13 protein-coding genes and 1 pseudogene are annotated in these 13067 nt (G+C 57.6%); 7 read left to right on the top strand and 7 right to left on the bottom strand.

Translation table 11 applies throughout. The annotated features are described in order from the left end of the window. Positions 1–57: 57 nt before the first annotated feature. A pseudogene (istA, locus tag QU44_RS12825) lies at positions 58–978 on the bottom strand (IS21 family transposase); the annotation flags it as partial. 230 nt (positions 979–1208) lie between these two features. Here istA and QU44_RS12820 point away from each other — a divergent pair. Beyond that, positions 1209–2123, top strand: a complete 915-nt coding sequence (locus tag QU44_RS12820; RefSeq protein WP_033922668.1) for a bifunctional helix-turn-helix transcriptional regulator/GNAT family N-acetyltransferase — start codon at positions 1209–1211, stop codon at positions 2121–2123. Positions 2124–2599: 476 nt separating this feature from the next. Here the strand turns inward: QU44_RS12820 and QU44_RS12815 are convergent, their stop codons facing one another. The 3 genes from QU44_RS12815 to QU44_RS12805 form a co-directional block, all read right to left on the bottom strand. Next, a complete protein-coding gene (locus tag QU44_RS12815; protein ID WP_033922667.1) occupies positions 2600–3535 on the bottom strand; it encodes a nucleotidyl transferase AbiEii/AbiGii toxin family protein in 936 nt (311 codons plus the stop codon). Then, on the bottom strand, positions 3513–4103 hold the full coding sequence (locus QU44_RS12810) for a hypothetical protein (protein ID WP_033922675.1): 591 nt from the start codon (positions 4101–4103) through the stop codon (positions 3513–3515). The genes QU44_RS12815 and QU44_RS12810 overlap by 23 nt, the downstream gene beginning before the upstream one ends. Positions 4104–4396: 293 nt before the next feature. Then, the gene (locus QU44_RS12805) at positions 4397–4639 is read right to left on the bottom strand and encodes a hypothetical protein (RefSeq protein WP_033922666.1); all 243 of its coding nucleotides are present in this window, start codon (positions 4637–4639) and stop codon (positions 4397–4399) included. Positions 4640–4912: 273 nt separating this feature from the next. Between QU44_RS12805 and QU44_RS12800 the strand changes: the two genes are divergently transcribed. Beyond that, a complete protein-coding gene (locus QU44_RS12800; protein WP_033922665.1) occupies positions 4913–5209 on the top strand; it encodes a type II toxin-antitoxin system TacA family antitoxin in 297 nt (98 codons plus the stop codon). 22 nt (positions 5210–5231) lie between these two features. Here the strand turns inward: QU44_RS12800 and QU44_RS12795 are convergent, their stop codons facing one another. The 3 genes from QU44_RS12795 to QU44_RS18295 are packed head-to-tail and all read right to left on the bottom strand — an operon-like array spanning position 5232 to position 6209. After that, complete coding sequence (locus tag QU44_RS12795) at positions 5232–5639, bottom strand: hypothetical protein (RefSeq protein ID WP_033922664.1); 408 nt, start codon at positions 5637–5639, stop codon at positions 5232–5234. Between the two features lies 1 nt (position 5640). Beyond that, entirely contained in the window at positions 5641–6024 is a 384-nt protein-coding gene (locus QU44_RS12790; protein ID WP_033922663.1) for a DUF3768 domain-containing protein, read from the bottom strand. Beyond that, entirely contained in the window at positions 6021–6209 is a 189-nt protein-coding gene (locus tag QU44_RS18295) for a hypothetical protein (RefSeq protein ID WP_156141172.1), read from the bottom strand. The genes QU44_RS12790 and QU44_RS18295 overlap by 4 nt, the downstream gene beginning before the upstream one ends. A 687-nt stretch (positions 6210–6896) precedes the next feature. On the opposite strand from QU44_RS18295, the gene QU44_RS12785 reads away from it, so the two are divergent. The 5 genes from QU44_RS12785 to QU44_RS12765 are packed head-to-tail and all read left to right on the top strand — an operon-like array spanning position 6897 to position 12990. After that, entirely contained in the window at positions 6897–8897 is a 2001-nt protein-coding gene (locus QU44_RS12785) for an N-6 DNA methylase (protein ID WP_033922662.1), read from the top strand. Positions 8898–8953: 56 nt separating this feature from the next. Beyond that, positions 8954–10312, top strand: a complete 1359-nt coding sequence (locus tag QU44_RS18290) for a restriction endonuclease subunit S (RefSeq protein WP_156141170.1) — start codon at positions 8954–8956, stop codon at positions 10310–10312. Further along, complete coding sequence (locus tag QU44_RS12775; protein WP_033922661.1) at positions 10312–11109, top strand: hypothetical protein; 798 nt, start codon at positions 10312–10314, stop codon at positions 11107–11109. The genes QU44_RS18290 and QU44_RS12775 overlap by 1 nt, the downstream gene beginning before the upstream one ends. A 22-nt stretch (positions 11110–11131) precedes the next feature. Next, complete coding sequence (locus QU44_RS12770; RefSeq protein ID WP_033922673.1) at positions 11132–12037, top strand: restriction endonuclease; 906 nt, start codon at positions 11132–11134, stop codon at positions 12035–12037. Continuing rightward, positions 12034–12990, top strand: a complete 957-nt coding sequence (locus tag QU44_RS12765; RefSeq protein ID WP_156141168.1) for an HNH endonuclease — start codon at positions 12034–12036, stop codon at positions 12988–12990. Before QU44_RS12770 ends, QU44_RS12765 begins: the two co-directional genes overlap by 4 nt. Positions 12991–13067 lie beyond the last annotated feature (77 nt).

Here is a 13067-nt window from a genome sequence, read left to right as displayed (position 1 = left end):
GCCGCCGCAGCAACTCCCGATCCTCATCCTGGTTGTCGCGCGTTCTCATCCTGATCGTCGCGCCGCAGCCATCAGGCTGGGCAGCTCCGCAGCATGGACGTCAGCGACAGTTCCAGGCAGCCCACCGTGCTGGATTTGCCCCCATTGCGCGACGCATTGTGCCTCAAGCCAATGATTCAATGCCTCCAGATCAGGCAGATCTGGCATCGGCTGCCATAATCTGCGCCGGGCATCCTGCACGTTTCTCTCAACCTGCCCCTTTTCCCAGCCCGCAGCAGGGTTACAAAAATCAGTCTCGAACAAATAGTGGCTGGCCATCGCGGCAAGGCGAGCATTGACCTGACGTGATTTACCCGAGCCTACACGATCAACCGCCGTTTTCATGTTGTCAAAAATACCGCGGCCAGGCACGCCGCCCAGAACCCGGAACGCTTCGGCCAGCGTATCGAGCAGCATCTCGTGGGTCTGCAGCAGATAGGCACGGACAATGAACGCCTTGCTGTGAGACAGCTTGGTATGCGCCACCTGCAGCTTGATCCGTTCCCCGCCTAGAACCGCCCAGTCCTCGCTCCAGTCAAACTGGAACGCCTCTCCCGGCGCAAACGCCAAAGGCACAAAGGTGCCGCGACCGCTGGTCTGTTGCTGCCGCTGCTGATCAGCCTTCCACGTCCGGACAAATGCTGCGACCCTGCCGTATGAGCCTTCATAGCCCAGCGCGACCAGATCTGCGAACATCTGCTTGGCGGTTCGCTTATGCTTGCGGGTTTTGCTCGCTTCCTGGTGAAGCCAACCTCGCAGCGTATCAGCAAACGGTGCCAGCTTGCCCGGTCGAGCCGGAACCTTGAATTTCGGCTCAACGGTATCGGCTCGCAGATACTTGCGGATCGTGTTCCGCGATAGTCCCGTGCGCCGCTCAATCTCGCGTATCGGCATGCCCTGACGAAATCGCCAACGACGTATCACACTCAATAAATCCATGTCGATCACTCCTCATCCCCCTGACCAGCCAGTCAGGAAGAAGCTCAAACATGGGTCAAATCTCAGTGAAAACTCTCGCCGCCCCAGGGTCACTTCTCAACGGAAATCAACAGCCATCGGCTATCCTCAAAATACCATCCCTTGCGAGGACGCACCGCCTTTTCCGAGCAATGTTCTAATCGAAGCGGGGGTAGTTGACTCCGTCAACAGTGTGGCCCGATAAGGCAGGAATGGACACCGCGATCGAGGCTATCCGAACCTTCAACCGCTTTTTCACCCGACACGTGGGCGCTATTGATGCGCGCTTTCTGGATACCGACGCGAACCTGCCGGAAGCGCGCTTGCTGTTCGAGATTGCGCGGCAAGAACCGGTGCAGGCAAACGCGTTGCAGGCCGCACTAGGAGTTGATCGCGGGTATCTCAGCCGCATGATCGCCCGCTTCGAGGATCGTGGGTGGATCATGCGCGACCGGCCCGAAGCCGATGCGCGCACTCGCCCGATCCGCCTCACTGAGGAAGGACGCACAGCTTTCGATCAGATCGACCAGCGGCAGCGTTCCGCAGTCGCCCACGACCTGACCCGTCTTAGCGCGGTGGAACAGGATGATCTGGTGCAGGCGCTGACCAGGGCACGGCTGCTACTCGACCCGAACGCTGCTGTTGAACTCGTTATTCGACCGGCCAGCACCGGAGAGGTTAGTCAGGTCGCGGCGCGACAATCGATCCTTTATGCCGCGAGCCATGGCTGGGGGCGTGAGCTAGAAACGCTGGAGGCTGAGACAACAGCCACGTTCCTGCGCCGCTTCAAGCCCGACCGGGAACAGTGTTGGGTGGCTGATTTAGCCGGCGTGATGGCCGGTGCAGTCTTCCTCACCGACGAGGGTATCGGCGTAGCCCGTCTTCGCCTGCTCCATGTCGAACCATTCGCTCGCCGGCGCGGCATCGGCGATGCGCTGGTGCGTGCGTGTGTCGGGTTTGCGCGCGAACGGGGATACGGCCAAATCATCCTGTGGACGCACACAGTGTTGGACGCGGCCCGCCGCATCTATGCGCATCACGGGTTCGAATGCGTCGCCACGGAAGTCCACTACGAGTTCGGAGAGCCTGTGCAGGGAGAGACATGGCGGTTGAATCTGGCGGCATAGATGCGCCCCGGCACGTTGGCCGTATTCTCGTTTCTGTATCGGTTTTGAGAAAGCCGTCAAAAGTCGGCCTTTTTGACGCATGATAGCGACGAAGTTTACTCCCCATGAGCAACACGGCGTCTCGCGCATTGGCGCTACCTTATGCCCTAAAGGGTGGTGGCAGGGCTAGAATCGAACCATCAAAATAACGTTTTGATATCAATGCCCTTATCGGGGTCGGCAAAAAACCGCCCCCACACTCTCCCCCACATTTTCGTAAATCTAACCGCCGTTCGGTTCTTCGTTTGGGGGTCGGCAGCTAAAAAACAAGCGGTCTGCTGCGCGCCTGATCAAGCTTTGCGACCACTGCCATCGTCTCGTCAAGCTCAACGTTCGGGATCAACAAGACGGATAAGCGACCGGAAATTTTGACAGCCATGTCATTGCTGGCTTGAGAAGCTCGGCGGCGTCGGAGCACCGATCAAGGCTTCAACCAGTCAATCAGCAAGAAGTGCGCATAGACGGGTCACAGCAGCGACGGCCTCGTCGAACGAGGGAATGGCCGCCCCAGCCGCGAACGCCATCCCGCCGACGAATTGGCTATACTCGGCGACATAGGCTTCATCCTGGGCTAGTTGGGCCAGCATGGCATCGAGCCGCTCGCGCGGAGCGAGGTCGGCAACTGCCCCACGGCCACGATTGGTGTCGTCAATCAGGGTAGTCTTGAGAAGCTCGGGAAACTCGGCACTGTTCGTCGCCGCGTGTTCGAGTGCTGCGAGATCATGCAAATGCCTGACAATTGTCGCATCATCTGTCTCGCTGGCGCGATCACGGGCAATTGCGCGCCAGGCAAAGCCACTGAGTTTGTCTGCCGCCGTTTCGACCGGATCAACGCACGCGATACTCTCGACCTCCGGGACCATGGCAGCATATTGATTCACGAAGGAGGCAACAGAGCGGTGCTGGACTGGCAGGCGAGGCGGCTTGGCCGACAGCTCTGCCAGGATATGGGGCCGCAGCGCACCGTGAGCTTCAATGCAGGTGGGATAGTCCATCTCGATCTGGATGAACCCATTCGCATCGCGCGCCTCGGCCTTGGTGAGCCCAAATCCAGCCTGTCCCCATGCTGTCGTAAGCATCTCGCGAAAGTCGCCTAGCTGCTTCCGCTTTTGGTTATTCGATTGCGCTAGGAACGCCGCGGAAAGATGAAGTTTGAAATCGATATCTTCGGAGAAACGGCGGATCAGGCCATACCCCTTTAGAAGTGAGGTGCCGCCCGAGAACACGGGCAAAATGTCATCACTGCCGAGCGCAACAAGCTGCGCGATTGCCTGAACGACGTACCAGTCCTTCTCGACAAAGGCTTCATCGACAGCCAGCGCGCCAGCAACCTGGCCAAGGGTTGCCTCATCAGGCGCGTTGGAAAATGACATAATTCCCGTCGTAGCCGATGCGACGGCGAACCCGGTCCTTCACCGCTATCATCCGCCCCGTAGGCACCTGGGTAGAGCGGCCAGAATTGTAAGCATCCTCATACGAAGATACTGAAACTTCCTTGCCGAGGCGTTCCAGCGCTTCTGTTGCCAATCGCTTGATACCGACCACGGGAGCCGGCTTGCCGGTGAACGGTGAAACCTGAGCCTTGGCGTAGAGGCCGTATCCGATCTGCACGAGCTTGCCGTCTTCGGTCTTCTGCTTGAGTGCACGTCCGATCGCGTCATAACTCCCGAGGCCAGCGAAATCCTTGCGCAGAAAAACGTTGCGCTTGGAGCGGCGAACCTTCTTCTCGATTGCCTCGCTGATTGTGTTGGCGGGCGCGGCCTGCCCTTTATCTGCCTTGCGGTAACGGCCCCGGCTGACACGAACGATTTTCCTATCCTTGACCAACTCGCCAAGTGCTCGCCCGATGGAGTCGTAATCGGCATCTAGCACGAGGTCGGCGCGCGCGAGGGTGCCACCCTCTGCGAACCGGTCCAGAATTTGCTGTGCGAGCGTAGCCATCATGTCAGCCAAAATACGACGTTTCCGACATTGCCTCTATCGCTTACTCGTAAAGAATTCAAGAAACTTGAATGGGGCTAGGCGGTAACGAACAGCGCGGAGCCCACCTAAAGCATATGACGATGCCATCTGCACCTTCGAAAAACCGTTGAAACATTGGTACCTAAGCACATCGAGCTCCACGAGCGCCTGCCTCGCCCAATTCCCTCATCGCCGTACCAATGCAAAATCGATGCAGGAGCAAACAGTGGAATTCGGTGCCGGGAAATCGGGTGTATAGATTTCGCCGGGCGCTAACCGCCCGGCTGCCCTTCCCTCGTCTCGTCGTCGAGCGGCGTCCGCAGCACGATCCGGCCATTGATCGGCACAACCTCGAGCTGGAGCGACAGGCCCTTGCGGTCGCGGTGGAACCATGCGGCTCCGACCTTGGTCCAGAAGGCCTTGTCGCCGCGATTGCTGACATGCCAGGCGATGAAATCCGGAGCCTTGGGCTCGGGGGCGCTGGCGGGTGCGGGAGCTTGGGACGTGCGGGCCATGAGATGTTCCTTTCGTGTTGGTGGCTCGTTGCACCAGACAGAAAGGCCGCGCGGCAGAGGGCGCGGGGTCATGTCCAACACGGGTGACGGGACGGAACCGGCGCGGGCCGGACATTGACCCTCGACCGCGTGCGGCCAGTTCGGGTGCTCAAAACGAAGCCGCCAGACCGAAGCCGCGGTTACCGCCACCTCCCTGCCCTGCCCTGCCGCCAGCCTCGCCCCGCAATGCAAAATCCGATACATTGTGGTACCTGCGCACCAAGGAGATTGACCATGGCTCGCCACGTCCAGCGCAAGGATCACCGCGTTTCGATGCGACTTGCAGATGCCGACATTGCGATCATCGACCGGGCGGCGAGCCTGCGCGGGTACTCCCGCGCGGAGTTCATGCGCGATGCGACGGTGCGGGCAGCCGAAGAAGTGATAATGGAGAACACGGTCATTAGCATGCCGCCCGCAGGCTTCGCGGCCTTCATCGCCATGCTGGACAGCCCGGCGAAGCCCGTGGAAGAAATGGTCGCGCTGCTCAAGCGGCCCGCACCTTGGGAAACCAAGGCTTCTGCTGAATAGCCCCGCAAAAAATCTCGAGACTTTAGAACAGGGACAGCTGCGCCTCCCCGCCTGCGACGAAGGTAACGGGCGGACCGACCATCACAAGTTCCCGTCCGGCGTGACGCACGATGATGCCGTCATAGAAGCCCGCCAGATCACCGCGCGCGCGATCGCCATCGCGGCACCGATCATGATAGGTGCGCGCTATGCCGCCATAGAGCGATGGATGCACGAGCCGGTAGGCCTCTGCTCCCGCAGGACCAGTGCCGACACAGGCCCAAAGCTCTCCGCCATATCGGAATGGCTTGCGGATGGGCTGACCCATGCCGATGCGGTCGGCGCTGTAGCTGGCGCGAATATCGCCTTCGCCAATCTGCTTGTCGGTGGCGTGGCACCACGCACCGAACGCAAGGCGCGACGGTTCGACCGTGTGGGAGCGGCCAGCCATATCAATACTCGCTCGCCAGCATGATGGTCAGCACCCGCCGGGTCACGGCGGGATCGGCAGGGTCCTCGCTGCCGAAGCGTAACTCGCGGTCATACGCATCGATCTTCCAGAACACGGTCACCGCAACATCGACAGGTCGCAAGGTCGACCAGACCCCGGCCACCCCTTGATAGATCGCCCCAAAGTCGCGCTCGCCATAGGGATCATTGTCAGGCGTGAAGGCATCGAAGGTCTCGACCAGCTCGCGCAGCCGCGACTGTTCGGCCTCGGGCAAGGCCCGAATGCCCTCGGTCGCCACCACCACGCAGGCAATCCCCATGGCGCGGCGCGCCAGATCATTGAGCCGCGCAATGCGCTCGGAGCCAGACAGCACCGCGCCGCTCATGGCGCGATGCTCCCGCCGCACTCGCACAGCCGCACCAGCTCGCCGAAATCCTCGCGCTCGCCCAGCTCGTCCGCCAGCTGCTGCACCGCCACCAGCGGCAAGCCATTGTCATGCGCCAGCATGCGAAGCCAGTCCTCCCGGCACTCGGCCCCACACGCGCGGTAATTCAAGATCAGGTCACCCATGGTCCAACCTCCATCCGGCAAAGCCGCATCCGTCACGCGGCATGCGGCTCTGCCTTCCGGCGAGGATGGGAGGGGGAGGGAAAACCCCAATCGATGCCCTGGCGCGGGCCAGCGGGCGAAGCCCGCCACACGGGGGTGTCGATTGGGGTTTGGGAACGAGAGGGCAAAGCCCTTGGCGTTCCCCGACAAGGATCGCCGCCGCGATCCGCACAAAAACGGCGCCCTTGCACGGCGCGAAGCCGCCGGACGCCCTGCGCGCGGGCCAAGTGGGCCAGCGGGCGTCCGGCAATGAAAGAGGCAAGAGCGCCTGCGGGTTAGCTCAGGAACGCCGCGCCCTCAGGAGCATGGCCACAGGCCATGCGGGACAGAGCGCGTCCTCCGGAAACTCCCGCTCCGCTTGCTACGCTCCTGATCGTCACCCGCATGGGCCGGGACCACAGGCCCGGTCCGCGCCAGCGGATAGAGCAGGTTGCCCGGCAGGGTAGCGGCACCATTACGGGCATGAGAGCGATAAACTCGCCAGGGGCATTGCTCTATGAATGCTCGAAGCTAACCTGCTGATGTGGAACAGTTTCAACTCTTCACTCGCGGTCTGCGACTTCCTGTTGTAGCGGTACGGAATCTTGTGGGAGAGCCGCTACCAATCAAATCGCGGCGTGACTGGTACGTACTTGGGGACGGGTCCTAATGAATGTGATGACAAAAGAAACGATTGAATTTGTTCTATTTTCAGAGGATGAAATCAGCGCCTTGAGGCAGCGCAGCGTTGAACGAGATGTCCGCGGCAAATCCGTCCGCTACGTTGAATGCCTCGTTCGAAATAAGGAGGTCCAGCTCAAGCCTGAAGAACATGTGCGCCAGCTTTGGCTTTCGCGCCTGATCAATACGCTCGGCTACGCTCCTTCGCGCATCGCTGTCGAATATCCGATTACCTTCGGGCGTGATACGTCCAAGCGTGCCGATATCGTCGTATTCGACGCTGACAGGAAGACCGTCCCGTACATCATCATTGAAGTGAAGCAGCAGAAGCTCAAAGACGGCAAAGAGCAGCTGCGATCATACGCTCATGCCACCGGTGCACCTTTGGCAGTGTGGAGCGACGGCATCCTCGCCGAAGTCTGGCACCGCAAGAACCCCAACTACTTCATGCCGATCCATGAGCTGCCCCGGGCAGATCAAACCATCGAGCAGATTGTGGATGAGCCTTGGCGAATTCAGACCCTGATCGAGCTTGAAGACGCACGCGCCAGAGAAGGGAAATCTGCCCGGTCCCTGCGCGGGCTGATCCAGGAGATGGAAGATGAAGTTCTAGCGAACGCGGGCGTTGACGTGTTCGAAGAGGTCTTCAAACTGATCTTCACGAAGCTGTATGACGAGATGACATCCTACCAGATGCATCGCAATCTGCGCTTCCGGAACCAGAACACGGCGGCGCAGCTCAAGGCCTCGATCCAGGCCCTGTTCGACGAAGCAAAGCAGAAATGGCCGGGCGTGTTTCTGGATGATGAGCGCATCCGCCTGTCACCTGATCACCTTCAAGTCTGCGTCGGCTCGCTGGAAGAGTGGAAGCTGTTCAACTCCAACCTCGATGTCGTGGACGACGCCTTCGAATATCTCGTGTCGAAATCGTCGAAGGGCGAAAAAGGCCAGTATTTCACCCCGCGCTGGGTGATCGACATGTGCGTGCGAATGATGAACCCGCAGGAACATGAAACCGTGATCGATACGGCCTGCGGATCGGCAGGCTTCACCGTCCACACCATGTTCCACGTCTGGAAGCAGATTTACGCGGAGCTGGGCAAGTCGGAAGGCGACCTCTTCACCATGGAGGCGAAGGAGCCGCGCGCGGTGGAATATGTCCGCCGCAATGTCTTCGCGGTGGATTTTGACGAAAAGAGCGTCCGCGTCTCCCGCTGCCTCAATTTGATCGCGGGCGATGGCGAAACCAACGTGCTGCACCTCAACACGCTCGACTGGACGAAGTGGGATGAAACCACCAGCCAGCCAGAGTGGCAGGAAACCTATGCCAACGGATGGAATGGGCTGAAGCGCCTCCGCGCGGTCAAAAAGCCGGGCGAATACCGCCAGTTCAATTTCGACGTGCTATTAGCGAATCCTCCCTTTGCCGGGGACATAAAGCAATCCGACATGCTCAGCCCGTATGAGGTCGCGCACAAGAAGGATGGCAAGCTTGAGGGTAAAGTCGCCCGCGATTTACTGTTCATCGAACGCAACATTGATTTTCTTCGTCCCGGCGGTCGCATGGCTGTGGTGTTGCCACAGGGTCGATTTAATAATTTATCGGATCAACGGATCCGGGAATTTATCATGGAGCGGTGTAGGATCTTGGCTGTAGTCGGCCTCCACCCCAACACTTTCAAGCCGCACACCAACACCAAGACGAGCGTGTTATTTGTTCAGAAATGGAACGATGATCTCGACGCTGGTCCGCTGTGCCCCCGACAAGACGAATATAATATCTTCTTTGCAACGCAGCAGGTGGAGAGTGTCGATAACTCGGGCCGCAAAGTGTATCGAAAGCAGCCAGATGGTAGCTACCTTCGTGATAGCCACAACCATTTGATCGTTGAGCATGACCTGTTCAACCATGATGGCCTGACACGAGACGGTATTGCCGAAGCGTTTGAGGAATTTTCTAGGCGGGAGGGCCTGCCTTTTTTTCGGTAGGCCCCTTCAATAAGGACCGGTTCGACGGTCTTTTGGAGGGGCATGATATCAGCATTGTGCCCGTTAGCGCCTTGCAAGTAGAGAATCCCAAACTTAGGCTCGATTCCCAATTCCAAGGGCGGGACTCTCTCGCTGCTATTGAAATAGTTCGGTCACGCCCGCACAATCAAATTGCCGCTTTTGCACCTAAGCCTCTGAAAGGAAGAAACTTAGAATATGATACCAACGGAGACTTTCCTGTTGTGCGATCAGGTGACATTTCTGAATCTTTCTCAGAGGAAAGACTGCTTCGCAGTTCGTCGGAGGAAGAAGCGTTTTTCTTAAAGCGAAATGATATTCTGATCTCCTCGATCGGACAGGGTTCGATTGGAAAAGTCCAGCTTTTCCGTGAGAATGGACGTTTCGCAACGGTTTCAGAGGTTACCGTTGTTCGGGTAAAAAATGTTAGCCCTGCGATAGTGGCTGCGTTTCTGAGCGGCTGGTATGGCCAGTCACAAATTTCTCGCTATGTGACAGGCGCAACTGGACAACTTCATCTTTATCCAAATGATGTAGGTCGCATATTCATACCTGAATTTTCAAATGATTTTCAGTTGAAAATTGACGATCTGTATGAAAGACAAATTTTCGAAACTAGGGCAGGTAAATCAGCTCAAATTGTAGCTCAACAGGATTTGATTAGGCATCTGGGACTAGCTGGATGGGCGCCACCAGAGCCCCTAACCTACTCGGCCAAGGCCAGTGACGCTCTGGCAGCAGGCCGATTGGACGCGCAATACTTTCGCCCTCTTTTCCAAGATGTCGAACAGCGGCTTCAAGAAACCGGCAGGGCTATCGCGCTATCAGATATTCTCGCAGTTAACTCCAGAGGGCGCCAACCGATCTATGCCGAGACTGGCTTGCCAGTTGTGAATTCGAAACACGTCCGAACCAACCGGGTGATTTTGGATGACAATAGGACCGCAACCAAAACGGGTTCCCCAGTGCAGATTCGGAATGGCGATGTACTGATGAACGGAACAGGAGTTGGCACCATCGGGCGTACTGCTGTTTATCTCCATGACGAACCATCATTGCCTGACAACCACGTGACGGTAATGCGCACAGACAAGATCGACCCAGTTTTCCTCTCAGTTTTCCTCAACAGTCCTCTTGGACAGTGGCAGATTGAACGGCATATCAAGGGTTCGTCTGGCCAGATCGAGCTGTACCCGCAAGACATCGCCCGGATAGTGGTATGGGACGCGCCGAATGATGTTCAGCAATCAGTCCGCAGTTCAGTGCTTTCGGCTTTTGATGCCGAGCATCGCGCAAAGTCGCTACTCGACGCAGCCAAGCGCGCCGTGGAAATCGCTATCGAAGACAGCGAGGCCGCCGCAATGGCCTATCTCGCGACAGTGGAAGGGGCAAACTGATGGCACTTCCTCCGCACGCGCAGGATTGGATGAACCGGGCTGAAATCGACTACATTGGCCCCTTTGTTAAGGCATGGGCTGCTTTCAATGCCTGGTATCGGCAGGCGAGCGGCGAAGCGCAGGAACGCGCCATGCTGAACTATGCGGTCTCCAATGTTAACAGCCAGCTTAGGCGGCGGGGCTTGCCCCTGTTCCGGGCTGACAACAATACGGTAGAATCCATTACACTAAAGCAGGCTATCGGGGATCTGCATATCCGGCTCGATGCTATCCACCTTGAGGTTACGCGCAAGAACGGTCTGGCTGAACGGGTTTCCTTGCGGGAAGTTTGCCTTCGCCCATTTAATCTCCAGAACGAGTGCAGGGTGCGGAACAGCCAAGAATACCGCGTGCGGAAGATCGTTGGCGGCGCGATCGAGATCATGGTGACCGCACAAGCGTCTGGGCTTGTCCGTTTCCAGCATACCCAGCCCGACTATAATCCTGTCGAAGTCTATGCCTTGCCTGCCTTTGTCGCGAACCTCTCGAATGCCCAGCAGCTAAACCTTCGGCAGTTCTATGACGGGTGCAATCCGCGCCCCATGACCGATTTGGTGTTGGGCGGCGGTCCGCAGCTGGAAGCCGGCAGCGTTGTATTGCAGTGCACCCCAGCTGACCTCCTCGCGGGGCTGGTGGAAACCATTTACACCATGCGCAACGCACTCCTGCACGGTGAGGTCGATCCCGACCCGCTCGTCCTCGCTTGCTATGAACCGGCATATAGGATCGTGATGACGTTCCTTGGCTGTGTCAGATAGCGTGAAGTTACCGGGAACAGTCATGGCAAACCTCAAGGGTCCAAAATTTATCCAATACTTCCAGCCTGTTCTTGAAGGGCTGCGGGAGCTTGGTTCCTCAGCGAAGCCCAAGGAGGTATATGGCTGGATTGCCGAGCATCACGAAATTCCACAGCCGGAGCTCGAAGGAACAACCAAGGGTGGTCAATCCAAGTTCGAGAACAAGGTAGGCTGGGCGCGTTTCTATCTGGCCAAGGCTGGCCTCATCGATACCGAGCAGCGCGGCGTCTGGGTACTTACCGAAAAGGGCCGCGCCACTAACCTCTCGCATGAAGAATCGTATCGCTTGTTCAAACAAGTCCACGGCGGTTTTCAGAACACGGAAAAAAGCGAAGGGAAAACCGAGCCAAAATCGCCTGACGATGACGAGGATGCAAGCGCCCCGGACGAAAAGGAATACCTCAATCAGGACGAGATTCAGGAACGGCTTGTCCAGTTGCTCAAGGGCACCAGCGACAAGGGGTTCGAAGAACTTTGCGCTCGATTGCTACGTCACATCGGCTTTGAAAACGTCAAGGTCACGGGCCAGGCTGGAGATCAAGGCATTGATGGCGAAGGTTTTCTCCTCATCAACAGGTTCGTCCGAACCAAAGTCATGTTCCAATGCAAGCGGTACGACGGCACCGTAGGGCCGGACAAGATCAGGGAGTTTCGCGGCGCAATTCAGGGCAGGGCGGAACGCGGCATCTTTCTGACGACCGGGACCTTCACCAAGGGCGCACGAGAAGCGGCTGCCCAGGATAATGCAACCGCAATCGAGCTTGTCGACATTGACCGTTTGTTGGAGCTTCTTATCGAAGAACGATTGGGCGTTCGCGAAACGAAGGCTTTGACCATCGAACCCGACTTCTTCTCCGCCTATATGAAGAAAGACCAGGTGTCGCTTTGAAGATAAAGGACCTTCCTGCGCCGGTAATGGCGTCAAAGGCGGATTGGCTGCCAGGCACAACTTGGATGGGCTTTACACCGACTGATGGAACCCTGACGGGACGAAATCGGTGCCAAAGCACCATCCAAAAGCAGTTCGGAAACGGATACGTAATCGAATACATTACCGAGACTTTCCAAAAGCCAAATCCCGGTTTTGAGAATGATCCAATCTATCTTGCTGATCGTGATGCACACGATCAGCGCGCTGGCCGATTTATTGCGGTGCATAAGCTTAGAACCACCAGCAGGCCTTTGGATCAAATCCTCGGACCGGACGAATACCGGCTGCTCCAAGATATGTGGGCGCAAGGTGGAAAGCGCTTCCGTTGGTCGGTGGCATTCCCGATTGTGCAGAGCTTCAGGGTGAATGACCTTCGGAAGGCGAAGGATATTCTAGGATCCGATGCCTATCGACGCCTGTATGCGCATTCGTCTGCCACACTCCGCCCGCTTAGCGATGACGAGCGTGGCCTTATTGCCGATCTCGAGATTGAGCCAGTAGACACTGGCAACGCTTGGATCGGGATCGAGGATGAGTTCGCACTTGCGGCTTTGAGTCACATCAACCCCAGAACCCAGCGGGACATTGAGCGCGATTTGGCTGTGCTCGAAGGTGTGGAAGAAGAGCGCCTCGCGAAGATCAAGAAACGATCAGCTTGGCTGGCTGACCGCTTTATCAGGCAGCGGCTTGCAGGGGGGACCCTGCATTGTGATCATTGTAGATTTGATCCTGCCGAAATCGCATCTCAACTTGGCGTGAAACCCCGGGGTATGCTCGATGTGCATCACAAGAACCCGTTAGATGAGGGAGTGCGCTACACGACAACCGCAGATTACTCCCTTCTTTGTCCAACGTGCCATCGTGTCGAGCATGTCCGGCTACGACAACAGAAAGCGGGGCTGTCGGTTTGAATGTTGAAAACGGAATTGGGACTGAAAAGCTTCCATGCCGGTTGAGACCTCATCGTTTTAATCAACGCGAGAGACAT

The sequence above is a fragment of the Sphingomonas sp. 37zxx genome, from assembly GCF_000786205.1.
GTDB lineage: Bacteria > Pseudomonadota > Alphaproteobacteria > Sphingomonadales > Sphingomonadaceae > Sphingomonas.
Note: the sequence above shows the minus strand (reverse complement) of the source record. Positions and strands in the feature narration are given on the sequence as shown.

Bases quoted from the DNA above. Each gene is read 5' to 3' on its own strand.
- QU44_RS12820 (WP_033922668.1), top strand. From the start codon at position 1,209: ATGGACACCGCGATCGAGGCTATCCGAACCTTCAACCGCTTTTTCACC.
- QU44_RS12815 (WP_033922667.1), bottom strand. From the start codon at position 3,535: ATGTCATTTTCCAACGCGCCTGATGAGGCAACCCTTGGCCAGGTTGCT.
- QU44_RS12810 (WP_033922675.1), bottom strand. From the start codon at position 4,103: ATGGCTACGCTCGCACAGCAAATTCTGGACCGGTTCGCAGAGGGTGGC.
- QU44_RS12805 (WP_033922666.1), bottom strand. From the start codon at position 4,639: ATGGCCCGCACGTCCCAAGCTCCCGCACCCGCCAGCGCCCCCGAGCCC.
- QU44_RS12800 (WP_033922665.1), top strand. From the start codon at position 4,913: ATGGCTCGCCACGTCCAGCGCAAGGATCACCGCGTTTCGATGCGACTT.
- QU44_RS12795 (WP_033922664.1), bottom strand. From the start codon at position 5,639: ATGGCTGGCCGCTCCCACACGGTCGAACCGTCGCGCCTTGCGTTCGGT.
- QU44_RS12790 (WP_033922663.1), bottom strand. From the start codon at position 6,024: ATGAGCGGCGCGGTGCTGTCTGGCTCCGAGCGCATTGCGCGGCTCAAT.
- QU44_RS18295 (WP_156141172.1), bottom strand. From the start codon at position 6,209: ATGGGTGACCTGATCTTGAATTACCGCGCGTGTGGGGCCGAGTGCCGG.
- QU44_RS12785 (WP_033922662.1), top strand. From the start codon at position 6,897: ATGAATGTGATGACAAAAGAAACGATTGAATTTGTTCTATTTTCAGAG.
- QU44_RS12775 (WP_033922661.1), top strand. From the start codon at position 10,312: ATGGCACTTCCTCCGCACGCGCAGGATTGGATGAACCGGGCTGAAATC.
- QU44_RS12770 (WP_033922673.1), top strand. From the start codon at position 11,132: ATGGCAAACCTCAAGGGTCCAAAATTTATCCAATACTTCCAGCCTGTT.